The 24038-nt window shown below is 71.1% G+C and carries 19 protein-coding genes and 1 pseudogene; 6 read left to right on the top strand and 14 right to left on the bottom strand.

Features of this window, described 5'->3' with window-relative positions; translation table 11 throughout:
• Nucleotides 1-831: 831 nt before the first annotated feature.
• From Mco01_RS36020 to Mco01_RS36010, 3 genes are all read right to left on the bottom strand, one after another.
• Nucleotides 832-2061 (bottom strand): trypsin-like serine peptidase, encoded by a 1230-nt coding sequence (locus Mco01_RS36020; protein ID WP_204061291.1) that lies wholly within the window; start codon nucleotides 2059-2061, stop codon nucleotides 832-834.
• A gap of 409 nt (nucleotides 2062-2470) precedes the next feature.
• Nucleotides 2471-3649, bottom strand: coding sequence for a trypsin-like serine peptidase (locus tag Mco01_RS36015; RefSeq protein WP_204061290.1), 1179 nt, complete (start codon nucleotides 3647-3649; stop codon nucleotides 2471-2473).
• A 321-nt stretch (nucleotides 3650-3970) separates the two neighbouring features.
• Complete coding sequence (locus tag Mco01_RS36010) at nucleotides 3971-5173, bottom strand: trypsin-like serine protease (RefSeq protein WP_204061289.1); 1203 nt, start codon at nucleotides 5171-5173, stop codon at nucleotides 3971-3973.
• A gap of 368 nt (nucleotides 5174-5541) precedes the next feature.
• On the opposite strand from Mco01_RS36010, the gene Mco01_RS36005 reads away from it, so the two are divergent.
• Nucleotides 5542-5835, top strand: a complete 294-nt coding sequence (locus Mco01_RS36005; RefSeq protein WP_204061288.1) for an SSI family serine proteinase inhibitor — start codon at nucleotides 5542-5544, stop codon at nucleotides 5833-5835.
• A gap of 110 nt (nucleotides 5836-5945) precedes the next feature.
• On the opposite strand, the gene Mco01_RS36000 is transcribed toward Mco01_RS36005, so the two are convergent.
• The gene (locus tag Mco01_RS36000) at nucleotides 5946-7100 is read right to left on the bottom strand and encodes a trypsin-like serine peptidase (protein WP_204061287.1); all 1155 of its coding nucleotides are present in this window, start codon (nucleotides 7098-7100) and stop codon (nucleotides 5946-5948) included.
• Between the two features lie 284 nt (nucleotides 7101-7384).
• On the bottom strand, nucleotides 7385-7846 hold the full coding sequence (locus Mco01_RS35995) for a protein-tyrosine phosphatase family protein (RefSeq protein WP_204061286.1): 462 nt from the start codon (nucleotides 7844-7846) through the stop codon (nucleotides 7385-7387).
• Nucleotides 7847-7966: 120 nt separating this feature from the next.
• Here Mco01_RS35995 and Mco01_RS35990 point away from each other — a divergent pair, with 120 nt between their 5' ends.
• Nucleotides 7967-8929: a zinc-binding dehydrogenase gene (locus Mco01_RS35990; protein ID WP_204061285.1), complete on the top strand. Its 963-nt coding sequence runs from the start codon at nucleotides 7967-7969 to the stop codon at nucleotides 8927-8929.
• 45 nt (nucleotides 8930-8974) lie between these two features.
• Here the strand turns inward: Mco01_RS35990 and Mco01_RS35985 are convergent, their stop codons facing one another.
• The 7 genes from Mco01_RS35985 to Mco01_RS35955 all read right to left on the bottom strand — a co-directional run bounded on the left by Mco01_RS35985 (nucleotide 8975) and on the right by Mco01_RS35955 (nucleotide 16396).
• A complete protein-coding gene (locus Mco01_RS35985) occupies nucleotides 8975-9160 on the bottom strand; it encodes a hypothetical protein (RefSeq protein ID WP_204061284.1) in 186 nt (61 codons plus the stop codon).
• A 22-nt stretch (nucleotides 9161-9182) separates the two neighbouring features.
• Nucleotides 9183-9944, bottom strand: coding sequence for a PadR family transcriptional regulator (locus Mco01_RS35980; RefSeq protein ID WP_204061283.1), 762 nt, complete (start codon nucleotides 9942-9944; stop codon nucleotides 9183-9185).
• The gene (locus Mco01_RS35975; RefSeq protein WP_204061282.1) at nucleotides 9941-10765 is read right to left on the bottom strand and encodes a DUF4097 family beta strand repeat-containing protein; all 825 of its coding nucleotides are present in this window, start codon (nucleotides 10763-10765) and stop codon (nucleotides 9941-9943) included. Before Mco01_RS35975 ends, Mco01_RS35980 begins: the two co-directional genes overlap by 4 nt.
• Nucleotides 10766-10981: 216 nt before the next feature.
• Nucleotides 10982-11155: a DUF6104 family protein gene (locus Mco01_RS35970; RefSeq protein WP_198167514.1), complete on the bottom strand. Its 174-nt coding sequence runs from the start codon at nucleotides 11153-11155 to the stop codon at nucleotides 10982-10984.
• Between the two features lie 95 nt (nucleotides 11156-11250).
• Nucleotides 11251-14964 (bottom strand): multifunctional oxoglutarate decarboxylase/oxoglutarate dehydrogenase thiamine pyrophosphate-binding subunit/dihydrolipoyllysine-residue succinyltransferase subunit, encoded by a 3714-nt coding sequence (locus Mco01_RS35965; protein WP_204061281.1) that lies wholly within the window; start codon nucleotides 14962-14964, stop codon nucleotides 11251-11253.
• Between the two features lie 205 nt (nucleotides 14965-15169).
• Nucleotides 15170-15811 carry a B3/B4 domain-containing protein gene (locus Mco01_RS35960; protein ID WP_204061280.1) on the bottom strand — a complete coding sequence of 214 codons (642 nt, stop codon included), beginning with the start codon at nucleotides 15809-15811 and terminating at the stop codon, nucleotides 15170-15172.
• A gap of 9 nt (nucleotides 15812-15820) precedes the next feature.
• On the bottom strand, nucleotides 15821-16396 hold the full coding sequence (locus Mco01_RS35955) for a TetR/AcrR family transcriptional regulator (protein WP_204061279.1): 576 nt from the start codon (nucleotides 16394-16396) through the stop codon (nucleotides 15821-15823).
• 77 nt (nucleotides 16397-16473) lie between these two features.
• On the opposite strand from Mco01_RS35955, the gene Mco01_RS35950 reads away from it, so the two are divergent.
• Nucleotides 16474-17235 carry an SDR family oxidoreductase gene (locus Mco01_RS35950; protein ID WP_204061278.1) on the top strand — a complete coding sequence of 254 codons (762 nt, stop codon included), beginning with the start codon at nucleotides 16474-16476 and terminating at the stop codon, nucleotides 17233-17235.
• Between the two features lie 86 nt (nucleotides 17236-17321).
• Nucleotides 17322-18485: pseudogene (locus Mco01_RS35945) on the top strand (epoxide hydrolase family protein).
• 4 nt (nucleotides 18486-18489) lie between these two features.
• On the opposite strand, the gene Mco01_RS35940 reads toward Mco01_RS35945, so the two are convergent.
• Nucleotides 18490-19086, bottom strand: coding sequence for a CGNR zinc finger domain-containing protein (locus tag Mco01_RS35940; RefSeq protein WP_204061276.1), 597 nt, complete (start codon nucleotides 19084-19086; stop codon nucleotides 18490-18492).
• A 130-nt stretch (nucleotides 19087-19216) separates the two neighbouring features.
• A complete protein-coding gene (locus tag Mco01_RS35935) occupies nucleotides 19217-21763 on the bottom strand; it encodes a glycoside hydrolase family 9 protein (protein ID WP_307825750.1) in 2547 nt (848 codons plus the stop codon).
• Nucleotides 21764-21977: 214 nt separating this feature from the next.
• On the opposite strand from Mco01_RS35935, the gene Mco01_RS35930 reads away from it, so the two are divergent.
• Complete coding sequence (locus Mco01_RS35930; protein WP_204061275.1) at nucleotides 21978-22703, top strand: winged helix-turn-helix domain-containing protein; 726 nt, start codon at nucleotides 21978-21980, stop codon at nucleotides 22701-22703.
• Nucleotides 22696-24030 (top strand): MFS transporter, encoded by a 1335-nt coding sequence (locus Mco01_RS35925; protein WP_204061274.1) that lies wholly within the window; start codon nucleotides 22696-22698, stop codon nucleotides 24028-24030. The genes Mco01_RS35930 and Mco01_RS35925 overlap by 8 nt, the downstream gene beginning before the upstream one ends.
• Nucleotides 24031-24038 lie beyond the last annotated feature (8 nt).

Raw genomic sequence — 24038 nt, 5'->3', positions numbered from 1 at the left:
CCGATCAGGTTGGCCGCGTTGTTGGCCTTCCAGTAGGCGGCCACGGAGTAGGCCGCGATGCCGCTGTTGGCCAGCGCGTCGCTGGCGGTGTCACCGGCGGCCTGAGCCGGGGCGGCGAGGCCCCCGGCCAGGAGGCCAGCGGTGGCGACAAAGCCACCGAAGGCGATGGTGCGCTTCATTGTGGTGCTCCTTGGTCTGTCGTGGAACGCCTCTTGCGTCCCATGCGTCAGGAAAGGGATCGGGAGCAACATAGCTCAAAAAAACGGCATTTAAAGGGCTGGCCGAAGGCGGCGATCGGCGGGGGAGGAGGCTGCGGCGCGGGTTGACGGGCGGAAGCCCCGGCTGTCATTTCGCAACCGGACCATTGCCGCAGATCCGGACGTTTTCCGGCGCTTGCTGACTCCTTGTGGACGGCCTTGCAAAGGTCCGTACTGTGACGAAGGTCACACAGAAAACGCTCAGCGAACCCCCGATGACCAGGCGTTTCGCCCTCCTAGGGGGAGGCGGCCCCCAGTCGCTTGACCTGGCTCGCCGGTTTACATGGAGGCTGAGAAATTTTCCCCGACGCGGCGCCTTCCGGGAGCGGAAAGGGGCGTGGCGACATCGGGAAACCGCACTGACCGGGGAAACCGAAAGGGGTGGCCGTAAAGGCGGCCGCGGCGCCCGACCGAGAGGCGTCGCAGGGCGGGCGAGGGGATGCCGTACGCGTGGCCTCGCAGCGCCCTGAGAAGCAGCAGGAAGGCCCGGCCGAAGGGGCCGGGCCTTCCTGTGAGGGTGGAGTTCCCGTTCAGCCGGTGCGCGGCCTCCTCACGCCGCGCACCGCGTGCCCGGTCAGGCGATGGAGCCGGACCAGACGTTCGAGGCGGCCTTGTAGACGCCGTAGGTCTCGCCGTCGAAGTAGGGGGAGACGCTGGTGTCGATCCGCTTGTTGCCGTCGGTGTCGGCGACCCCGCTGGTGACGCCGTTCAGGTAGCCGAGGCGGCGGGTGTTCTTGTAGTTGAGCAGCCAGGCCGAGCCCGACGAGCCCTCACCGGTGAAGGACGACTTGACGCCGACCAGTTCCTCCGCCTTGACCGCGGGGGCCTTGGCGGCGAAGGTCTTGCCGTACGACCACTTGAGGGTCTTGCCGGAGAAGGCGTGGTTGCCGTCCGGGTGCGACCCGCTCGGGTAGCCGAACACGAAGACCTTCTTGCCGATCTTCTGGTTGTACGCGAGGCCCTGGCCGCCCACGTTGTCGCCCAGCCGACCGGCGTCGGCGAACGTGAAGACGTAGTAGTGGCCGCCGGACGCCTCGTTCTTGTTGCCGTCCTTGTCGAGGTCGAGGACGTCCCTGTCCGTACGGACGTAGGGGTCGTACTTGTCGTACGTCGCCTTGTCGACCTCCTTCCAGGTGCCGACCGTGTCCCAGTTGTCCTTCTGGATGCCGTCGTGCGGGGCCTTGAGGCCGTTGTAGACGGTGACGAAGGCGTAGTCGCGGTCGCCGTCCTCGTAGACGTCGAAGTCGTAGTGGGTGAACGCCTGCTTGCCGACGTAGACGCCCCACGGCGTCTTGCCCTGGTAGTAACCGGGGACGAAGACCCACTTGTCGAACGTGGTCTTGTTGGAGTCGGTGTCGTAGACGCAGTGGCCGGCCGTCGCGACGAGGTTGTGGTAGTGCGACTGGACCGAGGTGGCGGTGCACCAGTGCGGCTTGCCGTCGGCGCCCAGGAAGAAGACCTTGCCCGTCGTCCGGGGGAGGTTGACGTTCTTGGACTTCGAGGACGACTTCTTCTCGTCGCCGATCGCCGGGACCACGCCGGGCTTGCTGTCGGGAGCCGGGCCGCCGGTGGAGATGTGCTTGGCGGAGACCTGGGTCTCGTACGGCGAGGCGTTGATCAGGTTGGCCGACTCCTCGGCGAACCAGTAGGCGGCGATGTTGTACGCGGCGATGCCGGTGGTGGCCAGCGGGTCGGAGGACGTGTCACCGGCGGCCTGCGCGGGTGCCGTGAGGCTGGAGCCCACGAGGGCGGTGACAGCGGCGGCACCGAGGGGGAGTGCCAGGCGCTTGACTCGGGTGTTCATGGTGCTCCTTGCGCTGTCGTGAGACGCATCATGCGTCCCATGCGTCAGTAAAGGGATGTCAGGACACTACTGCGACGATCTTGCAGGTGGTGGGGTGTTATCCGACCTTTTATGGCACCTGCGAGGCGTGACTTTTCTGTGACATTTCACAGGGCTTGTCGGATGCGAGATCGTCTCGTGATTTCGCGCAGGTGGTCACGGTCCACAGATCGCCACCGTCGTGTCGAGACCGCGCCGCCGTACGCGAGGCCATGACCATCCGATGTGATGTAAATCACACAATGTGGATGGCACCGATTCCCGATGGACTACGTCTAATGTGCTCGTTCCAATGCCCTGGAACGCGGCAGGGCCCGGCCGCCGAGGCGACCGGGCCCTTCTGGGGGGTGCTGGGAACGGGGTCGTGTCCCTAGGCGATGGAGCCCGACCAGACGCCAGCCGCGGCCTTGTACACGCCGTACAGCTCGCCGTCGAAGTACGGGGAGACGCTGGTGTCGATCCGCTTGTTACCGTCGGTGTCGGAGACGCCGCTGGTGACGCCGTTCAGGTAGCCGAGGCGGCGGCTGTTCTTGTAGCTGAGCAGCCAGGCCGAGCCCGACGAGCCCTCACCGGTGAAGGAGGACTTCACGCCCACCAGCTCCTCCGCCTTCACGGACGGGGCCTTGGCGGCGAAGGTCTTGCCGTACGACCACTTGAGGGTCTGGCCGGTGAAGGCGTGGTTGCCGTCCGGGTGCGACCCGCTCGGGTAGCCGAAGACGTAGACGGACTTGCCGAGCTTCTGGTTGTAGGCCAGGCCCTGGCCGCCGACGTTGTCACCGAGGCGACCGGCGTCGACGAACTTGAGGACGTAGTACTTGCCGCCCTTGGCCGCGCGGATGTGGCGGTCGTACTTGTCGTAGGTGGCCTTGTCGACCTGCTTCCAGTTCCACTCGGCGGTGTCGCGGAGGTTGCTGCCGTGGCCGGCCTTGAGGCCGTTGTAGACGGTCACGAAGGCGTAGTCGCGGTCGCCGTCCTCGTAGACGTCGAAGTCGTAGTGGGTGAAAGCCTGCTTGCCGACGTAGATGCCCCACGGGGCCTTGCCCTGGTAGTAGCCGGGGATGAAGACCCACCGGTCGAGCGTGGCCTTGTTGCTCTTGGTGTCGTACACGCAGTGGCCCGCCGTGGCGACCAGGTTGCGGTAGTGGGACTGCACGGAGGTGGCGGTGCACCAGTGCGGACGGCCGTCGGCGCCGCGGAAGAACACCTTGCCCGTGGTGCGGGGGAGGTTGACGTTCTTCGACGTGCCGCCGGACTTCTTCTCGTCGCCGATGGCCGGGACGGTGCCGGGCTTGCTGTCCGCGGACGGGCCGCCCGTGGAGATGTGCTTGGCGACGACCTGGGTCTCGTACGGCGAGGCGTTGACGAGGTTGGCCGCCTTCTGGCCCAGCCAGTAGGCGACCACGTTCTTGGCGGCGATGCCACTGGTGGCCAGCGGGTCCGAGGCGGTGTCGCCTGCGGCCTGGGCCGGCACCGTCAGGGTGGCCCCGATGAGGCCGGCGGCCGCTACGCCCCCGAGGGGGAGGATCAGGCGCTTGACTCGGGTGTTCATGAAACTCCTGTGCTGTCGTGAGACGCCCCACGCGTCCCACTGGTCAGTAAAGGGATAGTCAAGACACTACCCTCCCGATTTACGCCTGCTTTACCTGGTGATCGCGCACAGTGGGCCGTGACTTTTCCGTGATCTTCCACAAGCGGTGTCAGCTTCGAGATCGTCTTGTGACGATCGCGCAGGTCGCCTCGCGGGATCCCTCAGTCAGAACGCGATCACCAAGGGTGGCCGCGGGCGGCGGGAATGTGACGAGGATCACGTTTATTCGATGGCACCGCGGCGCGATCGACTACGTCTAACCTTCTTGGCGCCGCGAGACGGTCAGCTCGTGGACTGGCGGGCGGCCTGGAGGTAGACCCGCTGGGTGAGCGTGTTGAAGTAGGGCGCGGAGATCGCGTCGAGCTTGCCGCCGCCGTTGAGGTTCCAGGTCAGGCTCGTCACGCCGATCAGGTAGCCGGTGCGCTTGGCGGCGTTGTAGCCGACCACCCAGGGGCCGCCGCTCGCGCCGGAGGTGAACGTGCAGCCCGGCAGCCGGACGCCGTGCTCGAGCTGCCAGGTCGGGGCGCTGACGAACTTCTTCTCGGTCGTCCCGGTGCAGCTCTTGACCGTCTGCCCGTCGTAGGGGCGGCTGCCGTCGGGGTTGGCCCCGGCGGGGTAGCCGAAGGCGTCGACGGGCCGCCCGATCGGCTTGTTCGAGGAGAACTGGAAGGCGCCCACCTTGTCCTCCAGCCGTCCGGCGCTCACCGCCCGGTACTTCACCTGGGCACCGTCCTTGTACGCCTGCCAGGTGAACCCGCGGTGCACGGTGACGAAGGCGTAGTCGCGGTCGAAGTCGCCCTGGCCCGCGAAGTCCTCCTGCATGTACAGGGTGTTGCCGACGAAGATCCCGGCGTTGGTGACCCCGTCGTGGTAGGAGGGAATGAAGATCCAGTTCTCGACCGGCTTGTCCTGGCCCAGCGCGTACGCGCAGTGCCCGGCGGTGGCCACGAGGTTGTGGTACCGCGAGTGGACGGCCGAGGCGGAGCACCAGTACTCCTTCTCGCCGACCTTGAAGAAGACCTTGCCGACCATCGGCGGCGCGGTGGGGGCCGGGGCGCTCAGGGGGGCCCGGCCGGAGGGCGTCGCCGTCCCCTTGGGGACCTCGAACGCCGACGTGGTGGCCGATCCCCTCGCCGGGCCCTTCACCTCGGCCTTCGCGGGGCTCTTGGACGCGCTCTTCCCCGGCGGCGACGGCTTCGTGCTCGGCTCGTAGCTGCTGGCCTGCTTGAGCCGCTCCGGGCTCCAGTACGCGGCGACCCGCTGCATGTCGGCGTCGGTGGGCGCCAGCGGGAACGTGCTCACACCGTTCTTCGACGGGCCGGCGGCCGGCATCGCCGTCGAGGCCGCCTCGTAAACGGCGGAGGCCGGGGCCGTGCGCGGCGCGGCGGCCGAGGCCGGGAGGGAGGCCCCCTGGGTCCAGAGCATGGCGGCGGCACTCACGACGGCGGCGACGCCGCCGAGGAGGAGTGCGAGCTGCCTGGCCACCGGGGACCTCTCAACGTGGGGAAATGGATGGTAAGGGGTGATTTTTCCAGATCCACACGGTTGCGGCACAGCTTCTTGGCCAGCTCGTTATGAAACCAGTGGAACCAGGGTGAATGACGGGACGTCAGATTTGACCCAGCGCGCGGAGTGGACGCTTGAACGGGGGCGCTCCCCTGGCGAGGCTGACGACCAGCCGAAACGGGGGGATCGACATGAAGCCACTCCTTGCTCTACTCGCCGGTACGGTGATCGCGGCCGGTCCGTCCGCGATCACTCACATTCCTCCTCCGCCGCGTCCCGCCTGGACGCCGCACGCGGGTGGGAACACGGCGACCACCGCGCGCGACGCGGCCGGCCGCACACTGATTGTGACAGTAAGCCGCGGCGAGCAGCCGCGTCCCGCGCAACGGTTCGCGCTGCTGACCTGCGATCCGGTCACCGGAACCCATCCGAGCGCCGTCGAGGCCTGCCAGACCCTGGAGAAGGTCCAGGGCGACCCGACCCGGCTCAAGGCGGACCCGAACCTCGTCTGCCCGCTCATCTGGGATCCGGTCACGGTCACCGCCAACGGCATCTGGGACGGCAGGTACGTCTGGTACCAGCGCACCTTCGCCAGCAGCTGCGAGAAGCGGTCCGTCGGCGACGGCGTATTCGACATCTGACCGCGCTGTCCGTACGGGCAGCGTAAAGGGGAGGAACGGAAGGGGGCCCGGTGGCGGTGCCACCGGGCCCCCGAGCCCGACCGAATGGCCGTGCGGTCAGGCGACGCGCGTCAGGACGTCCACCGGTTTGCGGCCACCTTGTACACGTCGTAGGTCTCGCCGTTGAAGTACGGCGAGGAGATCCTGTCGTAGCGGTCGTTGCCGTCCGTGTCCCAGGCGACGCTGTTGATGCCGTTCAGGTAGCCCGTACGGCTCTTGCTCTTGTAGTTGAGCAGCCAGGGGCCGCCGCTCGCGCCCGCGGTCATCCCGCACTTGAAGCCGATGTGCTCCTGGATGTTGTACTTGGGCGCGGCCGGCATGGGCGTGCTCTGGCCGTAGCACCACTTCATCGTGCGACCCGTGAAGGGGCGGTCGCCGTCCGGGTGGGGGCCGGCCGGGTAGCCGAACGAGAAGACCTTGACCTTCGTGCTGCGGTTCCACGTGAAGCCCTGGCCGCCGACGTTGTCGCCGAGCCGGCCCACGGGGGTCTTCGTCGCCTTGTAGGTGTTGCCGACCTTCTCCCACTTGATCTTGAAGCCGGACGCCACGTTGACGAACGCGTAGTCGTAGTCGTAGTCCTCCTTGACCACGAAGTCGTCGTGCGCCTGGAACCAGGTGGCCGGGTAGATGCCGTACGGCGCCTTGCCCTCCCACGCCTGGTTCCCGTCCCAGTAGGACGGGATGAACACCCAGTTGTCGTAGAACTGGTTGGTCACCGGGTCGTAGACGCAGTGCCCCGCGGTGGCGACGACGTTGTGGAACTTGCCCTGGACCGAGGTGCCGGAGCAGTACTTCCAGCTCTTCGGGTCGAGGGGGTTCTTGCCGGGCAGCGTGAAGAACACCCGGCCGACCGTGTTGGGCAGGTTGACCTGCTTCGACGTGCCGGCCTTGCCCTTCTCCTGGCCGATCGGCGGGACCGTGCCGGCCTTGCCGTCCGGCGTCGCCTTGCTGACCTTGCCGAAGCCCTTCACCGAGTTGCCGAGATCCTCGGTGTAGTCCTTGGCGGCCCGCAGACGGTCCGGCGACCAGAACGCGACCGCCGCGCTCGTCGACCCGGAGGCGGCCTTGGTGGTGACGTCACCCGATCCCGCGTGGACCGTGGTCACGCCGCCTCCGGCGGATGTGGTGGCGGCCGCACTGGGGGCCGCCTGGGTGGCGCCGACCACGCCGGACGCGAGCAGCGCTCCGGCGAGGGGGATGGTCAGGCGCCGTGCTCGGGAGATCATGGAGCTCCTTTCCCCGGGACGTTTGAGGGTGCGTCCCATTCGTCAGGAAAACGCTCCGAAGATTAATAAGGCGATCATTACCCATGCTCGGGATATAACGAGAACAATCAGCAGATTGCCCTATCCGTTATCGATGCCGAGCGGTTATGGATACCGTCTTCCCAGGTCAGACGCTATGCCGAGGGAGGGTCGCATCAGCCTGTGGAGCGGTTTACCGGCATTCTTGACCGGTCTTTCTTCTCGTCCGCCCCGGTGGTTCTTCCTGTCCCGCTGATGGTGTGGCGTCACAAATCGGACGCGGGCGGGTTGTTCCCGGAGAACCAGGCGACCCAGCGGCGCTGCCACGGCGTCTCGACGGCCCGGCGGTGGTAGTTCGCGCGCACCCAGGCGACCGCCTCGCCGGGGGGCAGGCCTCCCAGCGTCGCCAGGCAGGCGAGAACGGTGCCGGTGCGGCCCACGCCGCCGCCGCACGCCACCTCGACCCGCCTGCCGGCGAGGGCCTGCTCGCGCAGGCCGGCGACAGCTCCGGCCGCGGCCTGCCGGTCGAGGGGCAGCAGGAAGTCGGGCCAGCGGAGCCACTGGTGCGGCCACGGCAGCGCCTCCTCGTGGCGCCGCCGCAGGCGGTCCGAGCCGAGGTAGAGCCCGAACTCGGGGGACGGGCCTCCGGGCGCGGGACGCCGCAGGCCGCGTCCGCGCACCAGGATGCCGCCGGGGATCTCGATCGCACCCGTCAGCGATGGCGTCATGCGTCCATTCTCGGGTGCTCCGCATCGAAGGGGATGGGCATCCTCACAATCGACGCGGCATGCCGGCGGCACGGTGCTCCCTTCGGGGATCGGCCGGGGCAACGAAGTAATGTTCTGGACATGTTCGCCGTAACCGCCACGCAGACCGATCCCGACAACCCGCTGAAGGGGCTGACGCTCGGGGAGCACCCCGAGCCCGTCGTTCCCGAGGGCTGGACGACGGTCACCGTCAGGGCCGCCGGGCTCAACCACCACGACCTGTGGACGCTCAAGGGCGTGGGCATCAGCCAGGACCGGCTGCCGATCGTCCTCGGGTGCGACGCCGCCGGAGTCGACGAGGACGGCAACGAGGTCGTCGTCCACTCGGTGATCGGCACGCCGGTCAACGGTGACGAGACCCTCGACCCCAAGCGGTCGCTGCTGTCGGAGGGCTACGACGGCACGTTCGCCGAGAAGGTCGCCGTGCCCCGGCGCAACCTGGTGCCCAAGCCGGCCGCGATCAGCTTCGAGGAGGCGGCGTGCCTGCCCACGGCCTGGCTGACCGCCTACCGGATGCTGTTCGACAAGGCCGGGCTGGAGCCCGGGTCGACGATCCTCGTGCAGGGCGCCGGCGGCGGCGTCGCGACAGCGCTGATCGCGCTCGGCAGGGCCGGCGGGTTCCGCGTCTGGGTCACCAGCCGGTCGGAGGAGAAGCGCGCCAGGGCCCTGGACCTCGGCGCCGACCGGGCCTTCGAGACCGGCGCGCGGCTGCCCGAGCGGGTGGACGCCGTGATGGAGACGGTCGGCGAGGCGACCTGGAACCACTCGCTCAGCTCGGTGCGCCCCGGCGGCCGCATCGTGGTCAGCGGCGCGACCAGCGGAATGGTCGCCCCCACGCAGCTCGCGCAGGTGTTCTTCCTGCAGAAGTCCGTCATCGGGTCCACCATGGGAACCCGGGACCAGCTCGCCAGGCTCGCCGTGTTCCTGGAGCAGACGGGCGTCCGGCCGCTGATCGACCGGGTGCTTCCGCTCGCCGAGGCGGAGGAGGGCTTCGCCGCCATGCACCGCGGCGACCTCTTCGGAAAGATCGTCTTCACGGTCTGAGGGCGAGGCGGCCGCTGCCGCCGCCGCCTCCCCCGGGTGGGCCGGTCAGGGACGCGAGGGCGCGGGAGCGCCGGGGCGGCGGGCCTCGGCCTCGCCGCCCGCCGGGCGGTCCTGGCCGGCGGGCCGCTCGGGCCGGGAGACCCCGGCGGGGGCGGCCGGCGGCCGGGGCAGGGGAGAGCGCAGGAACGGGTTGCGCCAGCCGTACGGGCCCATCGCCGCCTCCTCGTGCACGACGGTCCGAATGGGTGGGGGATCACTGCCGCAGCGAGGCGCGGATGCGCTCGGCGGCATCGTCCAGAGCGGCGCGGCACTCGGCCAGCGCCGCGTCGGTGAGCCGGCCCTCCGTGGCGGCCCGGCGGATCTCGCCGACGAAGTCGGCCAGCAGGCGCCCCAGCTCCGCGTCACGGTTGTAGCCGGGGCCCGGCGGCATCCCGGTCAACGACAAAGCGTCCTCCCAGATGCGGCGCCACTCGTGCTGCCAGCGCTGGGCCTCGTCGCGCATCTGGCGCTTGTGGCGGCGCCACTGGTCCTTCTGCTGGCGCCACTGCTCCTTCTGCCACTCGCGCTGGCGCTTCCACTCCTCCTTCTGGTCACGCCAGGCGTCGCTGCTGTCCCGGGGCGTCTCCTTGCCGATGTCCCTGGCCATCTGGGTCAGCTCCTCGCGGAGGGAGCGCACGGTCTGCCGCACGTCCTCCTTGACCTCCCGCGCGATGTCCTGGACGGAGGCGGTGATCTCCCGCTCCAGCTCGGCCAGCTCGTCCATCCGGTCGGCCAGCTCGGCCCGCCCCTGCTCGGTGAGCGTGAACACCTTCTTGCCCTCCACGACCTCGTGGGTGACCAGGCCCTCCTCCTCCAGGCGGGCGAGGCGCGGGTAGATCGTGCCGGGCGACGGCGAGTAGACGCCGAGGAAGCGGTCCTGCAGCAGCCGGATCACCTCGTAACCGTGCCGGGGGCTCTCCTCCAGCAGCTTCAGCAGGTACAGCCGGAGCCGTCCGTGGCCGAACACAGGGCTCATGCCCTCTCCTCTTCTCGCCTGTCGCTCGTCTGCTTGCTGAGCAGGGTCACACTCCCCGACACGGTGGTGGCCGAGACACGGGCCATACCGCCGCCCAGCCGGCCGCTGAGCGAGCGCGCGCCGGGATGGCGGGCGCCGGTCAGGCGGGGGAACGCGGACTCGATCCTGCCCGACGTCGAGTGGACGCTCACATCCGCGTCGACCGTCTCGGGGAGACGGATCACGATGGAGCCCGACATGCTGTTCAGCGAGAGGTTGCCGGTGGGGGTCAGCTCCACGTCGGCCGTGATGCTCCCCGACACCGTGTTCGCCGCCAGGCGGTGCGGGATGCCGCCGGCCACGGTCAGCTCCCCGGAGACGCTGCTGAAGGACAGGTCGCCCGCGAGGCCCCGGCTCTCCACCGAGCCCGAGACCGTCTCCGCGTGCACCTCGCCGCTCACGCCGTCCAGCACGATGTCGCCCGAGACGCTCTTGACGCCGGTGGCGCCCTCGAAGCCCGCGACGACCGCCGACGCGCTGATCACCCCGGCCTGCACCGGGCAGTCCTTCGGCACGGTCAGCGTCAGGACGCTGGACCGGGAGCCGGGACGCAGCCACCCGAGGATGCCGTCCCAGGTCAGGTCCTTGTACGCCACCGTGAGGCGGCCGTCCGCCTCGTCGTGCGTCACCAGCAGCGGGCCCGACTCGAGGCCGGTCACCTCCAGGGTCGGCGGGCCGTCACTCGCCAGCAGGGCCAGCCGGCCGGCCACGATGCGCACGCTCAGAGCGCTCACGGTGTCGAACGTCAGCTGCCCGGGCTTGTCGATCGTCCATTGGGGCATTGCTCGGCCCTTCCACGCGACCTGGTCCGTCGTGTCGTCGTCCGACGACGCTGTACAAGACACGATATGTCGCGTTGGGCGAAAGTCAAGATGTATCGCGTTTATCTCCCGGGTTCGCGCGGGCCGTACGCGACGGTCGCCGGGCGGTGGTGGTTGCCGCGCCACGGCCGGGCCGTGGCGGGCGCCGGGCGAGGCCGGCCCCCGGCGGCGGGTGGTTCAGTCCTCCTCGTCGAGGCGGGCCAGCCAGGTGGCCAGCCGCTCGACGGGCGTCTCGAACTCGGGGTTGAGGTCGACGAACTCGCGCAGCCGCTCGGCGAGCCAGCCGACGCTGACCTCCTCCTCGCCGCGCCGCTCGGCGAGCTCCTCGATGCCTCTGTCCGTGAAGTACATGTCCGGTCGCTTCCTCGATGGAACGTGGTCGGGTATGGGGAAGTCCCCCGCGGTCCGGCCGCGGGGGACTTCCGTCGTCGTCGAGGTCCCCGGCGTCAGCCGAAGATCTCCTTCAGCATGGCGGCCACCTCGGAGTCGTGCGTGGAGTGCGACCCCGTGGCCGGCGACGAGTTCGGCGTGCGCGACACCCGGCGCAGCCTACGGCCGCCCAGCAGGTCGGGCTTCTCCGTCATCTTCAGGCTCAGGTACGGCCAGGGGCCCATGTTGACCGGTTCGTCCTGCGCCCAGATCAGCTCGACGTCCGCGCCGTACCGGTCGAGCTCGGCGTTGAGCGGGTTCTCCGGGAAGGGGTAGAGCCGCTCGACCCGGACCAGGGCCACGTCGCCGCGCCCCAGCTTCTCGCGGTGGGCGAGCAGGTCGTAGTAGATCCTGCCGGAGGAGACCACGACCTTGGTCACGGCCGACGGGTCGACCGTCGCGTCGCCGATGACCGGCCGGAACGAGCCGGAGGTGAACTCCGACGTCGCCGACGTCGCGCTCTTGTGCCGCAGCAGCGACTTGGGCGTGAAGACGATCAGCGGCCTGCGGCGGTTCGACAGCACCTGCCAGCGGAGCAGGTGGAAGTAGTTCGCCGGGGTGGTCGGCTGCGCGACGGTCATGTTGTCGAGCGCGCACATCTGCAGGTAGCGCTCGATGCGGGCGGAGGTGTGGTCCGGCCCCTGGCCCTCGTAGCCGTGCGGCAGCAGCAGGACGATCGAGGACCGCTGGCCCCACTTCTGCTCGCCCGAGGAGATGAACTCGTCGATGATCGACTGGGCGCCGTTGGCGAAGTCGCCGAACTGGGCCTCCCAGGCGACCAGGGCGTCCGGCCGGACCACGCTGTAGCCGTACTCGAAGCCCATCGCGGCGAACTCGCTGAGCAGCGAGTCGTAGACGTAGAACTTCGTGGTGCCCTGGTTGAACGTCTTGAGCGGGGTGTACTCGTCGCCGGTGACCCGGTCGACGAGCACCGCGTGGCGCTGGCCGAACGTGCCGCGGCGGGAGTCCTGGCCGACCAGGCGGACCGGGTGACCGTCGATGAGCAGCGAGCCGAAGGCGATGGTCTCACCGGTGGCCCAGTCGATCGCGTCCTCGGACACCATCGCGCCGCGGCGCTGGAGCACCGGGGCGAGCCGCGGGTGCACGGTGAAGCCCTCGGGGAGGTTGAACTGGGTCTCGATGACCCGCTTGACCGTCTCCTCCGAGACCGCCGTCTTGGTGTCGTCGTGCGCCCACGGGATCACCTCGTCCGGCTCGGGCGCGACGACGGCGCCCGGCTCCAGCGGCCGCTTGGTCGCCTCGCGGGTCTCGGTGAAGGCCCGCTCGAGCTGCTCCTGGTAGTCGCGCAGCGCCTGCTCGGCCTCCTCGACCGTGATGTCGCCGCGGCCGATCAGCGCCTCGGTGTACAGCTTGCGGGTGGACCGCTTGGCGTCGATGAGGTCGTACATCAGCGGCTGGGTGAAGCTCGGGTTGTCGGCCTCGTTGTGGCCGCGCCGCCGGTAGCAGACCAGGTCGATGACGACGTCCTTGCGGAACGTCTGGCGGTACTCGTAGGCGAGCCGCCCGACGCGGACCACGGCCTCGGGGTCGTCGCCGTTCACGTGGAAGATCGGCGCCTGGATCATCCGCGCGACGTCGGTCGCGTAGACCGAGGAGCGCGAGCTGGCCGGGCTGGTGGTGAAGCCGACCTGGTTGTTGACCACGATGTGCACGGTGCCGCCGGTGCGGTAGCCGCGCAGCTGGGACAGGTGCAGGGTCTCGGCCACCACGCCCTGGCCGGCGAAGGCCGCGTCGCCGTGGACGAGCACAGGAAGGACGGTGAAGCCCTCCTCGCCGCGCTCCAGGAGGTCCTGCTTGGCGCGGACCACGCCCTCCAGGACGGGGTCGACGGCCTCGAGGTGCGACGGGTTCGCCACGACGGAGGCAGCGATCTTCTTGCCGTCCGGGCCGACGAAGTCGCCGGAGGCGCCGAGGTGGTACTTCACGTCGCCCGAGCCGTGCGCGCTGCGCGGGTCGAGGTTGCCCTCGAACTCGCCGAAGACCTGGGCGTAGGACTTGCCGACGATGTTCGCGAGCACGTTGAGCCGGCCGCGGTGGGCCATGCCGATGACGACCTCGTCGAGCTCCTCGGCCGCCGCCGCGCTGATCACCGAGTCGAGCAGCGGGATCAGCGACTCGCCGCCCTCGAGCGAGAACCGCTTCTGCCCGACGTACTTCGTCTGCAGGAACGTCTCGAACGCCTCGGCGGTGTTGAGCCGGCGGAGGATGTGGAGCTGCTCCTCGCGGCTCGGCTTGGCGTGGGGCCGCTCCACCCGCGCCTGGATCCAGGCCCGCTCCTCGGGGTTCTGGATGTGCATGTACTCGATGCCGACCGTGCGGACGTAGGAGTCGCGCAGCACGCCGAGAACGTCGCGGAGCTTCATCAGCGCGCAGCCGCCGAAACCGCCCGTCGGGAACTCGCGCTCCAGGTCCCACAGGGTCAGACCGTGGGACTGGATGTCCAGGTCTGGGTGCTTGCGCTGCCGGTACTCCAGCGGGTCGGTGTCGGCCATGAGGTGGCCGCGCACGCGGTAGGCGTGGATGAGCTCCAGCACGCGGGAGGACTTGGCCACGTCGTCGTCGTGGGTGGCCGAGATGTCCGGGACCCAGCGGACCGGCTCGTACGGGATGCGCAGCGACTCGAAGATCTCGTCGTAGAAGCCGTCGGCGCCGAGCAGGAGCTGGTGGATGCGGCGCAGGAAGTCGCCCGACTGGGCGCCCTGGATGATCCGGTGGTCGTAGGTGGAGGTGAGCGTCATCACCTTGCTGATCGCGAGGCGGGACAGCGTCTCCGCCGACGCGCCCTGGTACTCGGCGGGGTACTCCATCGCGCCGACGCCGATGATCGTGCCCTGGCCGGGCATGAGGCGCGGCACCGAGTGCACCGTTCCGATGGTGCCGGGGTTGGTCAGCGAGATCGTGGTGCCCTGGAAGTCCTCCACGCCGAGCTTGCCGGAGCGGGCCTTGCGGACGATGTCCTCGTAGGCGACCCAGAACTGCCGGAAGTCGAGGGTCTCGGCCTGCTTGATGGACGGCACGAGGAGCTGGCGGGTGCCGTCCTCCTTCTGCACGTCGATGGCCAGGCCGAGGCCGACGTGCTCGGGCTTGACCAGCGCCGGCTTGCCGTCCAGCTCGGCGTAGGCGTGGTTCATCTCCGGCATCGTCTTCAGCGCCCGGACGATCGCGTACCCGATCACGTGGGTGAAGGAGATCTTGCCGCCGCGCCCGCGGGAGAGATGGTTGTTGATGACGATGCGGTTGTCGATGAGCAGCTTCGCGGGGACCGCGCGCACGCTGGTCGCGGTGGGGACCGCCAGCGAGGCCTCCATGTTGAGGACCGTGCGGGCGGCCGCGCCGCGCAGGCGCTCCTCGGCGGCGCCGGCCGGGATCGGCGTGCTCGCCTTCGGCTTGGCCGCGGGCACCGCCTTGGCGGCGGGCGCGGGCGCGGCGGGGGCCGCCGGGGCGGCGGGAGCCTGCTGCGGCGCCGGCGGCGCCGGCGGGGCCGTCTCTGGGGCCTCCGGGGCCGGCGCCGCGACGGCGGTCACGCCGTTGGCGCCGGTGGAGGCCTTGGGAGCGGTCTTTCCCGCACCGTTGTAATCCGCGAAGAAGTGCCACCAGGCCTGGTCGACAGATTCCGGATCCTCGAGGTACTTCTGATAGAGCTCGTCGACAAGCCATTCGTTCTGCCCGAAGCTTGCCAGCGGGTTTGTCCGCGACGACTCAGACGACACGGCGGAAATCGCCCTCTTCCGCAGATCGGCGTTGATGTTTGATGAACCTGTCCAAGGCTACTCGCCCGGGGCGGTGAGGTGCGCCGGTCGGGTCGCAGGTCCCGGCCCATCCTCCCAGGACCGATCAAACAGGTCACGCGGGAGTAGCCCGTCTGGGTGGTCAGGTTCTCCTCACCAGATGGTCACATCGGAGCGCTGCGGCGGCTCAGCCGACGAGCCGCGTCTCGATCCGGACGTCTGGGGAGATCTCCGACAGCTTCCCGGCGAGGTCGTCGCCGGCCGCGCGGAGCCCCTCGATCGTCAGCGGCTCCAGCCGTTCGAGCAGGAAGAGGGCGTCCACCGTCTCCTCGGTGATCCGCGTCCTGACGCACTGGCGCCAGTTCCACCGGCGGCACGTCACGCCCGTGTCGTCGCGCCAGACGACCTCGCCGATCTCCGGCTCGCCCAGCGCCTCCTCGGACGGCTCGTCGCCGGCCGCCCGCACGAGCCGCGCCGGGCCCGTGTAGCGGCGCAGGTCCTCCCCGCCGATCGGCAGCCCGTGCCGTACGGACACGGCGTTGTAGGCGTCGACGACCTGGTTGATCTCGGGCAGCGGCATCCGCCGGACCAGCGCGTCGACCGACGGCCGGGTGCGCTGCGGCTTGGCGCCGAACGCCCGGTAGGCCGCCCGCCACGCCTCGATCCTGGCGTCGTCCGGCGGCACGGCGGCCTCGGCTGCCTCGGCCAGCCACCCGCGCGACCGGTCGTCCGCCGGGCCGTTCGCGAGGCCGTGCGCGGTCATCACAAGGACGGCGAAGTCGGGGCGCAGGGCGGTGACGGCGGCGTCCACCGCGATGTCGTCGATCACGGGCACAGCTTACGGCCAGGCCCGCAGGGCGAGCGTCGCCACGGCGTCGAGGTCGTCCCTGGTCGCGCCGTCGCGGGCCTGCGCCGACATGCCCTGCAGGGCGGCGGCGTAGAAGGTCGCGAGCCCGTGCGCGTCGGTGTCCGCGGGAAGCAGCCCGGCCTCGACGTCCTCCTCGATCCGGCGCAGGATCTGCCGCCTGCCGGCCTCGCGGTGGTCCCTTAGGCCGGCCGCGACGCCCGCGTCCGTGGTGTTGACGCCCGCGAAGATGATCAAGCAGCCCGGCGGGTGGGCGGGGTCGGTGTAGATCCGCGCCGCCTCGCGGAGCAGGCGCTCGACCGCCCGCCCGGCCGTCGGCTCCTCCGACAGCGCGCGGGCGCTGAACGCCCCGTGGGTCTCCTGGTAGCGCCGCACGGCCTCGCCGAACAACGACTTCTTGTCCCCGAAGGCGGCGTAGAGGCTCGGCGGGTTGATGCCCATCACCGCCGTGAGGCCCGCGATCGAGGTGGCCTCGTACCCGTTCCGCCAGAACTCCTCTAGTGCCCGTTCCAGGGCGGCGTCCCGGTCGAACGCCCGCGTCCTCCCCATCGGCCCATTCTATAGCGCTCACTACACAACGTGCTATCGTCTCAATTGTAGTGATCGCTACAGAAAGGATTTCAGGCATGAGCCGTGCTCTGGACGGAAGGACCGCGCTGGTCACGGGCGCGAGCAGGGGGATCGGCCGGGCCGTGGCCGAGCGGCTGGCCGCCGAGGGCGCGCTGGTCGCCGTCGGGTACGCCCGGGACGAGGCGGCGGCCCGGGAGGTCGTCGACGCGATCGCCGGCGCTGGAGGGCGGGCCTTCCCCGTACGGGCCGAACTCGGGGTCCCGGGCGACGTCGAGACGCTGTTCGACGCCCTCGACGAGGCTCTCGGCCCGGACGCCCCGCTGCACATCCTGGTGAACAACGCCGGGATCAGCGTGCACGCGCCGATCGAGGACGTGACCCCGGAGATCTACGACCGGGGGTTCGCGGTGAACACCCGGGCGCCGTTCTTCGTCACGCGGCGCGCGCTGCCGCGCATCCCCGACGGCGGCCGGATCGTCACCGTCACCTCCGGCGTGACCCGGATCTCCTTCCCCGAGGCCATCGCGTACGCGATGACGAAGGGGGCGCTGGAGACGTTCACGCTCGCGCTGGCCAAGCATCTCGGGCCGCGGGGGATCACCGTCAACAACGTCGCGCCGGGCATCGTCGACACCGACGCCAACGCCGGCTGGCTGAGGGGCGACCCGGGGGCGTGGGAGGCGTCCGCGCGGCGATCCGCGCTGGGCCGCGTCGGCGTGCCTCGGGACGTGGCGGGAGTGGTGGCGTTCCTCGCCTCGGACGACGCGGGCTGGGTGACCGGCGTCACGGTCGACGCGACCGGAGGCGGCGACCTCTGACCGGCGCACCCCCAGGAGGCGAGCTGCGACACCAGAGAACGCCTATGGGGGTTGCGCGCAGGCGACACCGTTGTTAGCTTTCAACGGTGTCGCCTTCCGTTCCGGTGGAACCGTTCGCCGTCTCCGTCCCCGACGCCGTGCTCGACGACCTGCGGGACCGCATCGCGCGGACCCGCTGGCCGGACCAGCCGGCCGGCGCCTGGGAGTAGGGGGCCGACCTGGGATACCTGCGTGAGCTGCTGGCCTCCTGGGGCGGCGAGTTCGACTGGCGCGCCCAGGAGCGGACGCTCAACGCGCTCGCGCACTTCCGGGCCGACCTCGGCGGCCTGCGGGTGCACTTCGTCCACGAGAGGGGCCGGGGGCCGAGCCCGCTGCCGCTCGTCCTGACCCACGGCTGGCCGAGCTCGTTCGTGGAGTACCTCGACCTCGTCCCGATGCTCGCCGATCCCGCCGCGCACGGCGCCGACGCGGCCGACGCCTTCGACGTGGTGGTCCCCTCGCTGCCCGGCTACGGGTTCTCCGACCGGCCCGCCGGACCCGGGCTGCTCAACACCGAGGTCGCCGATCTGTGGTGCCGCCTGATGACCGAGGGGCTCGGGTACGACCGCTTCGGCGCCTGCGGCACCGACATCGGGGCGGGCGTCACGAGCAGGCTCGGCCTCCGGCACCCCGGCCGCGTGGTGGGCGTGCACCTGTCCGCCGCCAGCTTCCCGGTGCCGCCCGAGCCGTGGAGCGCGGCCGAGCGGGAGTTCTTCGCGGCGCAGGCGCGGTGGGACGACGAGGAGGGCGCCTACGCGCACCTGCAGGCGACCCGGCCGCAGACCCTCGGATACGGGCTGACCGACTCCCCGGCCGCTTTGGCCGCCTGGATCGTGGAGAAGTTCCGGGCGTGGAGCGACTGCGATGGCGACGTCGAGTCCCGGTTCAGCAGGGAGCGCCTGCTCACCAATCTGACCGTCTACTGGGCGAGCGGAACCGCCGCCTCGTCCCTGCGGCCGTACCACGCCCATCGCGACCGCGGCGCGGCGCTGCGGGAGGACGACCCGGTGCGGGTGCCGATGGGGTACGCGTCGTTCGCGAACGAGTTCGCCCCCCAGGGCCGGCCGCCGCGCGAACTGGCCGAGCGGTACTTCGACGTGCGCCGGTGGACCGAGTCGCCGCGGGGCGGGCACTTCGCCGCGCTGGAGGAGCCGCGGGCGCTCGCCGAGGAGATCCGGGCCTTCTTCCGCCCCTTGCGGGCGACGGCCTGACCGGCTACGACGCGGAGCCGTCCTCCCCGTCGGCGTGGCGCTCCCGGTAGCGCCGCGTCTTGGCCCGGTTGCCGCACACGGCCATCGAGCACCAGCGCCCGCCTCCGCTCCGCGAGGTGTCGTAGAAGACCCAGTGGCAGTCGGGGGCCGCGCACATCCGCAGCCGGTTCCACGAGCCCCGGGCCGCCGCCCGCGCGACGGCCGCGACGATGCCGCCCAGGGCCTCCGCCAGCACGCCGCCGCCGTCCGGGTCGAGCCGGGGCGTGCCGCCCGGCGTCAGCCCCAGCCGGAGCGGGAACCAGCCGAGCGTGGTGTTGGCCTCGGCGACCGCGTCCTCGTCCGGCGGCTCGATCCGCCCGGCCAGGGAGGCCCGCAGGGCCGCCCGCAGGTCGCGCGCCACGGACAGGTCGTCACGGCCGGCCCGCGTGCCCGGGGGGACGAGGCCCTCCCGCGCGAGCCACGCCGACAGCGCCGCGGGCGTGGTGAGCTGGTCACCGCCCGCGTGCCGCGTTCCGCGGTGGGTGTAGGCGCGCTCGTCGAGCGTGTTGAGGAACGCCTCGACGGCGAGCAGTTCGGCGGGGGCGGAGCGGTCGGCGGCCACGACACCATCGTAGAGCGACGGCGGTTGAGGTCCGGACGCGCGCCGGCCGCCGCCCGGGTGGGGACGGCGGCCGGCGCCCGCCGCCCCCGCGGGAGCGGGCGGCGGCGGGGTGGTGCGGGCGTTGCGCCGGTCAGGCGCAGGCCGCGCCGTTGAGCAGGAACAGGTCGGGGCTCGGGTTGGCCCCCGGCGCCGAGGTGCCGTTGAAGCCGAACGTCACCGACTGGCCGGGGTTGATGGTCTTGTTCCAGGCGTCGTTGGCCGCCGTGACGGTCGCCGCCTGCTGGGACAGGACGGCGCTCCATCCGTGGTCGATCTTCTGGCCGCCGAGGAACGACCACTTCAGGGACCAGTCGTCGATCTTCTTGGTGCCGGTGTTCTTCAGCGTGACCTGGGTGGTGAAGCCCTGCGGCCACGAGCCGTGCACCGTGTAGGTGACCTTGCAGGCGGCGGGCGCCTGGACGGTGCCGTCACCCTGCCCGGCGATGAAGCCCGAGACCCACGACAGCGCCGAGTTCCAGTTGATGGCCTCCTCGTTGGTGGAGTAGGAGCCGATGTCGTCGATGTAGCAGAACTGGGGCTTGCAGCCCGTCAGCTTCGCCTGCGCCACCGGGTCCTGGAGGCCGGAGTTGGCGCCTCCGGCGAGCGTGCCGTGCGGCGGGTTGGGCAGCGAGGTGTCCAGCGAGTGGGCGTACCACCTGCTGTGCTCGTTCTTCGACGCCACCTCGCCGTAGCCGGTCACGTACGACTGGTTGAGGGCGTTGCGGCCGAGCAGGTAGTCGATGCCCTGGAGCACGGCGTCGCGGTACTTCACGTTCCCCGTGAGGTCGTAGCCCGCCCCGAGGACCACCATGTTGTTGAGGATCGCGCTGTTGGAGCCCCAGAAGTAGTCGCCCGGGTTGAACGGCAGCCCGTACGGGTGGTCGTTCACGATGGCGAGGTACCGGTCGGCTCCGTCGAGCACCGACGTGCGGACGGCGGCGCGGCCCGGCAGGTCGTTCGGCACGGTCGCCAGGTCGATGCGGCCGAGCGCCGCGACGTGACCCCAGTCGAAGGCGCCGGAGGGGCTCCACAGGTCGGCCGTGTGGTGCGGGGAGGCGAGCACGAAGTCGCGGTACTGGGCCTCGCCGGTCGTGATGTACAGCTCGGCCGCCGCCCAGTAGAACTCGTCGCTGACGTCGGCGTCGTCGTAGGTGCCGCCGCCGTTGCCGTCGGACGGGGACGCCAGCAGGCCGGGGTTGGCCCGGGCCGCCGCCCACGCCTTCTTCGCGGCGGCGAGGTTCTTGGCCGCGAAGGCCGCGTCGTACGGGGCGAAGATCCGGGCGGCCTGGGCGGCCGTCGCGGCGAGGTTGAGCGTGGCCGCCGTGGAGACCGGGTGGAGCTCACGCTTCTGCGGGTCGAGGTTGGGCAGCAGCGGCAGGCCGGTCCAGTTCTGGTCGTGGATCTTGTGGTGGACCATGCCGTCCGGCCGCTGCATCTTGAGCAGGAACTCCTGCTCCCAGCGGGCCTCGTTCAGAATGTCGGGGACGGCGTCGCCGCTCTCGGGGATGGCCAGGGAGCCGATCGGCTTGGCGGTCGCGGCGTTCTTGGTCCGCTCGAACTCGCTCATGAGCTGCGCCACCGCGATGCCGCCGTTGACGACGTACTTGCCGTGGTCGCCGGCGTCGTACCAGCCGCCGGAGACGTCGAGGGAGTAGTCGCACACGCCCGGCTGGCACGGCACGCTCGTGTCGCCCTGGTTGGGGGCGACGCCGACGTGGCCGGCCGGCCTGCCGTACCCCGGCCGCAGCGCGTCGTCGATCGCGATGCCGCTGCGCTGGGTGTAGTAGAACTTCAGCGCGTCGAGCTCGAGGTCCCGGTAGGAGTCGCCCTTGATGTCGAACGGCCGGCTGGTCTCGCCGTCGGCCGTCAGCGTGAACCCGGTGCCGCCCCGGGTGTAGGAGCTGAAGTCGATCGAGTGGACGTTCTGCCCGGAGCTCGCGTCCACGCCGCGCGGGGTGGTCACGCCGTGGGCGACGGTCGTCCCGGAGGAGTTCTTGAGCTGCCAGGGCAGGGCCGCGGTGGCGTCGGTGACGAGCGTGGCGTTCTTCGGCCCCTTGGGGAGGTAGGCCACCTGGTTCACCCGCACCCGCGGGCCGGTGTCGGGCGTGTAGACCTCCGGCGGGACGCCGCCCTTGAGCGACACGTCGTCCACGCAGAACCGCCACGGCGTCGCGCTGCCGCCCAGCTGGAAGACGACCTGCCCGTTGGCGAGGTCCACCGGTGACGTGAACGTGTAGCTGTAGGTGTCGCCCGACACGCTCAGCTCCGGCGCCGCCGAGACGTACTGCGTGTACGGGTCCACCGGGAGCTGGACGTACGCCCGCGCGACCTTCCCCGGGTCGGCCGAGGCGAAGAAGCTGAACCCGTACGTCTCGTCCTTGACCAGCGGGATGTCGTTGACCCCGATGATCGCGTCCCAGGGGTTGACCGTTCCGCCCGGGACGTCCGCGCACAGGCGGCCGCCCGAGAGGGAGAAGGACAGGTTGTCCGTGTGCCACCAGGGGTCGGTGGTCGTGTCGAAGGTGCCGTTGGGGATCTGCTCGGGGCCGTCCGCGTGGGCCGGCACGCCGGTCACGGACGCCATGGCCAGGGTCGTGGCCAGCGCCGCGGAGGCGAGCATGCTGAGTCGTCTGAGCACGGTGGTCCTCGAAGATATGGGAGCGCTCCCAAAGTGGTGAGCGACTCGATGTTTGCCCTGGGTTTCGCGGGGCGTCAACGACGGCCGGAGGTCGCGGGCGCTGACCGTGCCGTTGTGATCCCGCACCGATGAAAGTTTCAATTCCGCAAAGAGATGTTTGCAAAGTTCTCTTTGCATTGTTAGCGTTCCGAAGGAGGGAGAGGAGGCGTCGGCAATGGGCGACGAGGTCTTTCACGTCGGCGACCCCCGCACGCTGAAGGCGGTGGCGCACCCGCTGCGGGTGCGGCTGCTCGGCGCGCTGCGGGCGGACGGGCCGGCCACCGCGACCGAGCTGGCCGCGCGGTTCGGCGAGAGCTCCGGGGCGACCAGCTACCACCTGCGGCAACTCGCGCGGTACGGCTACGTCGAGGAGGACGAGGACCAGCGGGACCGGCGCGAGCGGCGCTGGCGCTCCGCGCACCGCGCGACGGCCTGGAACAGCGCCGAGATGGCGGCCACGGCCGAGGGCAGGGAGGCGGCGGCCTTCCTGCGGCGCCGCCAGATCGAGGTGCTCACGGCCGACGCGGAGGCGTTCGAGCGCGACCGCGACTCCTGGAGCCGCGCGTGGGTCGAGGCGGCCGGGATGTCCGACGAGGTCGTCCGGCTGCGCCCGGCCACGGTGGCGGCGCTGCACGAGCGCTTCGACGCCCTCCTGCGCGAGGCCGCCGAGCGCGACGCGGGCGCGCCGGACGCCGAGCAGGTCTCCGTCTTCGTGGCCGCCCTCCCGCGCCGCCGTCCCGCGACGGACTCCCCGCCTCCTGAGTCGCGCCGTGGCTCCGGTGCGGGCTCCGCGTCCCCGGGGTCGCGCCGCGGTTCCGGTGCGGGCTCCGCGCCCTCGGAGGATCGCCTCCCGCGCCACAGGTCCACGTCCGGGCCGGCCGAGGAGGCCGGCCGTGCGTGACCGTGCCGCGAGCCCGAGGCGCGGCGGCTGGGGGCGGTACGCCGCGATCGAGTTCCTCACCTGGCTGCCGCCGGGGCTCATGATGGCGCCGATGGTGCTGCTCATGGCGGCCCGCGGGCTGAGCGTCGCCGAGATCGGGCTCGTGAGCGCGGCCTACTCGGTCACCATCGTCGTGCTCGAACTGCCGACGGGCGGCCTGGCCGACGTCCTCGGCCGCCGGGCCGTGCTGGCCGCCTCCGCCGCGACCAGCGTGGTGGCCCTCGTGGTGCTGGCCACCGCCACCACGGCCTGGCTCTTCCTGGTGTCGTCGCTGCTCAAGGGCGTGGCGCGGGCGCTGTCCAGCGGGCCGGCCCAGGCGTGGTACGTGGACCGCCTGCATGACGCCGAGGGGCCGTCCGCCGACCTCAAGCCCGGCCTCGCGGCGGGCGGCGCCGCCGGGTCGGCCGCCCTGGCGATCGGCACGGTCATCGGCGGCCTGCTGCCGCTGGCCGTCCCCGGCGCCGGCCTGGTCGCGCCCGTCTGGGCGGCCGCGGCGGCGGCCGCGGTCCTGCTGGCGGCCGTCCTCGTCCTCATGCGCGAGCCGCGCGGTCGTACGCGGGGCGCGGAGCCGGAGCGGGCCGCCACGTCGGCGGCCGCCGGGACGCGCCTGCGGGCCGTGCTGCGCGGCGTGCCGGCGACGATCGCGGGCGGGGTGCGGCTGGGGCTGGTCGACCGCGGGCTCGGCCGCCTCCTGCTCGTGGCCGCGGGCGTCGGGGTGATGCTCAACGCGATCGAACTGCTGACCCCCGGTCGCCTGGCCGGCCTGACCGGCGGGGCCGAGACGGGAAGCGCGGCGTACGCCCTCGTCACGGCCGCCGGGTTCGCGGCCGACGCCCTGGGCAGCTCCCTCGCGCCCGCCGCGGCCCGTCTCGCCGGCGGCTCGGCGCGGGCGGCCGTGCTCGCCTCGGCCGTCGTCGCGGCGGCGGTCGCCGCGCTGGCCGCGTCCGTGGCCCTGGACGGCTGGGCGGGCGTCGCCGCGGCCTGCGGGGCGTACGTCGTGCTCTTCGCGGCCCTCTCGGTCGCCGGGCTGATCCGGTCGGAGCTCGTGCACCGCCGGGTCGCGTCGGCCCAGCGGGCGACCGTGATGTCGGTGGACTCGCTCCAGTTGCAGTTCGGCGGGCTGCTGTCCGCGCTGTTCCTCGTGCCGCTGGCCGGCGCCGCCGGTCCGGGAGTCGCCTGGGCGGTCACCGCCGCGGTCGTCGTCGCCTCCTCGCTGCTGTTCGTCCGGCTCCCGGCCCCGAAGGCCGCCGTACGGCCCGAGGAGGGCGCGTTGAGCCACCCGCAGTAGAACGAGGT

The sequence above is a fragment of the Microbispora corallina genome (genome assembly GCF_016863035.1).
In the GTDB taxonomy this organism is placed as follows: Bacteria; Actinomycetota; Actinomycetes; order Streptosporangiales; family Streptosporangiaceae; genus Microbispora; species Microbispora corallina.
Note: the sequence above shows the minus strand (reverse complement) of the source record. Positions and strands in the feature narration are given on the sequence as shown.

Bases quoted from the DNA above. Each gene is read 5' to 3' on its own strand.
- Mco01_RS36015 (WP_204061290.1), bottom strand. From the start codon at position 3,649: ATGAACACCCGAGTCAAGCGCCTGATCCTCCCCCTCGGGGGCGTAGCG.
- Mco01_RS35955 (WP_204061279.1), bottom strand. From the start codon at position 16,396: ATGGGGAGGACGCGGGCGTTCGACCGGGACGCCGCCCTGGAACGGGCA.
- Mco01_RS35975 (WP_204061282.1), bottom strand. From the start codon at position 10,765: ATGCCCCAATGGACGATCGACAAGCCCGGGCAGCTGACGTTCGACACC.
- Mco01_RS35970 (WP_198167514.1), bottom strand. From the start codon at position 11,155: ATGTACTTCACGGACAGAGGCATCGAGGAGCTCGCCGAGCGGCGCGGC.
- Mco01_RS35930 (WP_204061275.1), top strand. From the start codon at position 21,978: ATGGGCGACGAGGTCTTTCACGTCGGCGACCCCCGCACGCTGAAGGCG.
- Mco01_RS35990 (WP_204061285.1), top strand. From the start codon at position 7,967: ATGTTCGCCGTAACCGCCACGCAGACCGATCCCGACAACCCGCTGAAG.
- Mco01_RS36020 (WP_204061291.1), bottom strand. From the start codon at position 2,061: ATGAACACCCGAGTCAAGCGCCTGGCACTCCCCCTCGGTGCCGCCGCT.
- Mco01_RS35995 (WP_204061286.1), bottom strand. From the start codon at position 7,846: ATGACGCCATCGCTGACGGGTGCGATCGAGATCCCCGGCGGCATCCTG.
- Mco01_RS35980 (WP_204061283.1), bottom strand. From the start codon at position 9,944: ATGAGCCCTGTGTTCGGCCACGGACGGCTCCGGCTGTACCTGCTGAAG.
- Mco01_RS36000 (WP_204061287.1), bottom strand. From the start codon at position 7,100: ATGATCTCCCGAGCACGGCGCCTGACCATCCCCCTCGCCGGAGCGCTG.
- Mco01_RS35950 (WP_204061278.1), top strand. From the start codon at position 16,474: ATGAGCCGTGCTCTGGACGGAAGGACCGCGCTGGTCACGGGCGCGAGC.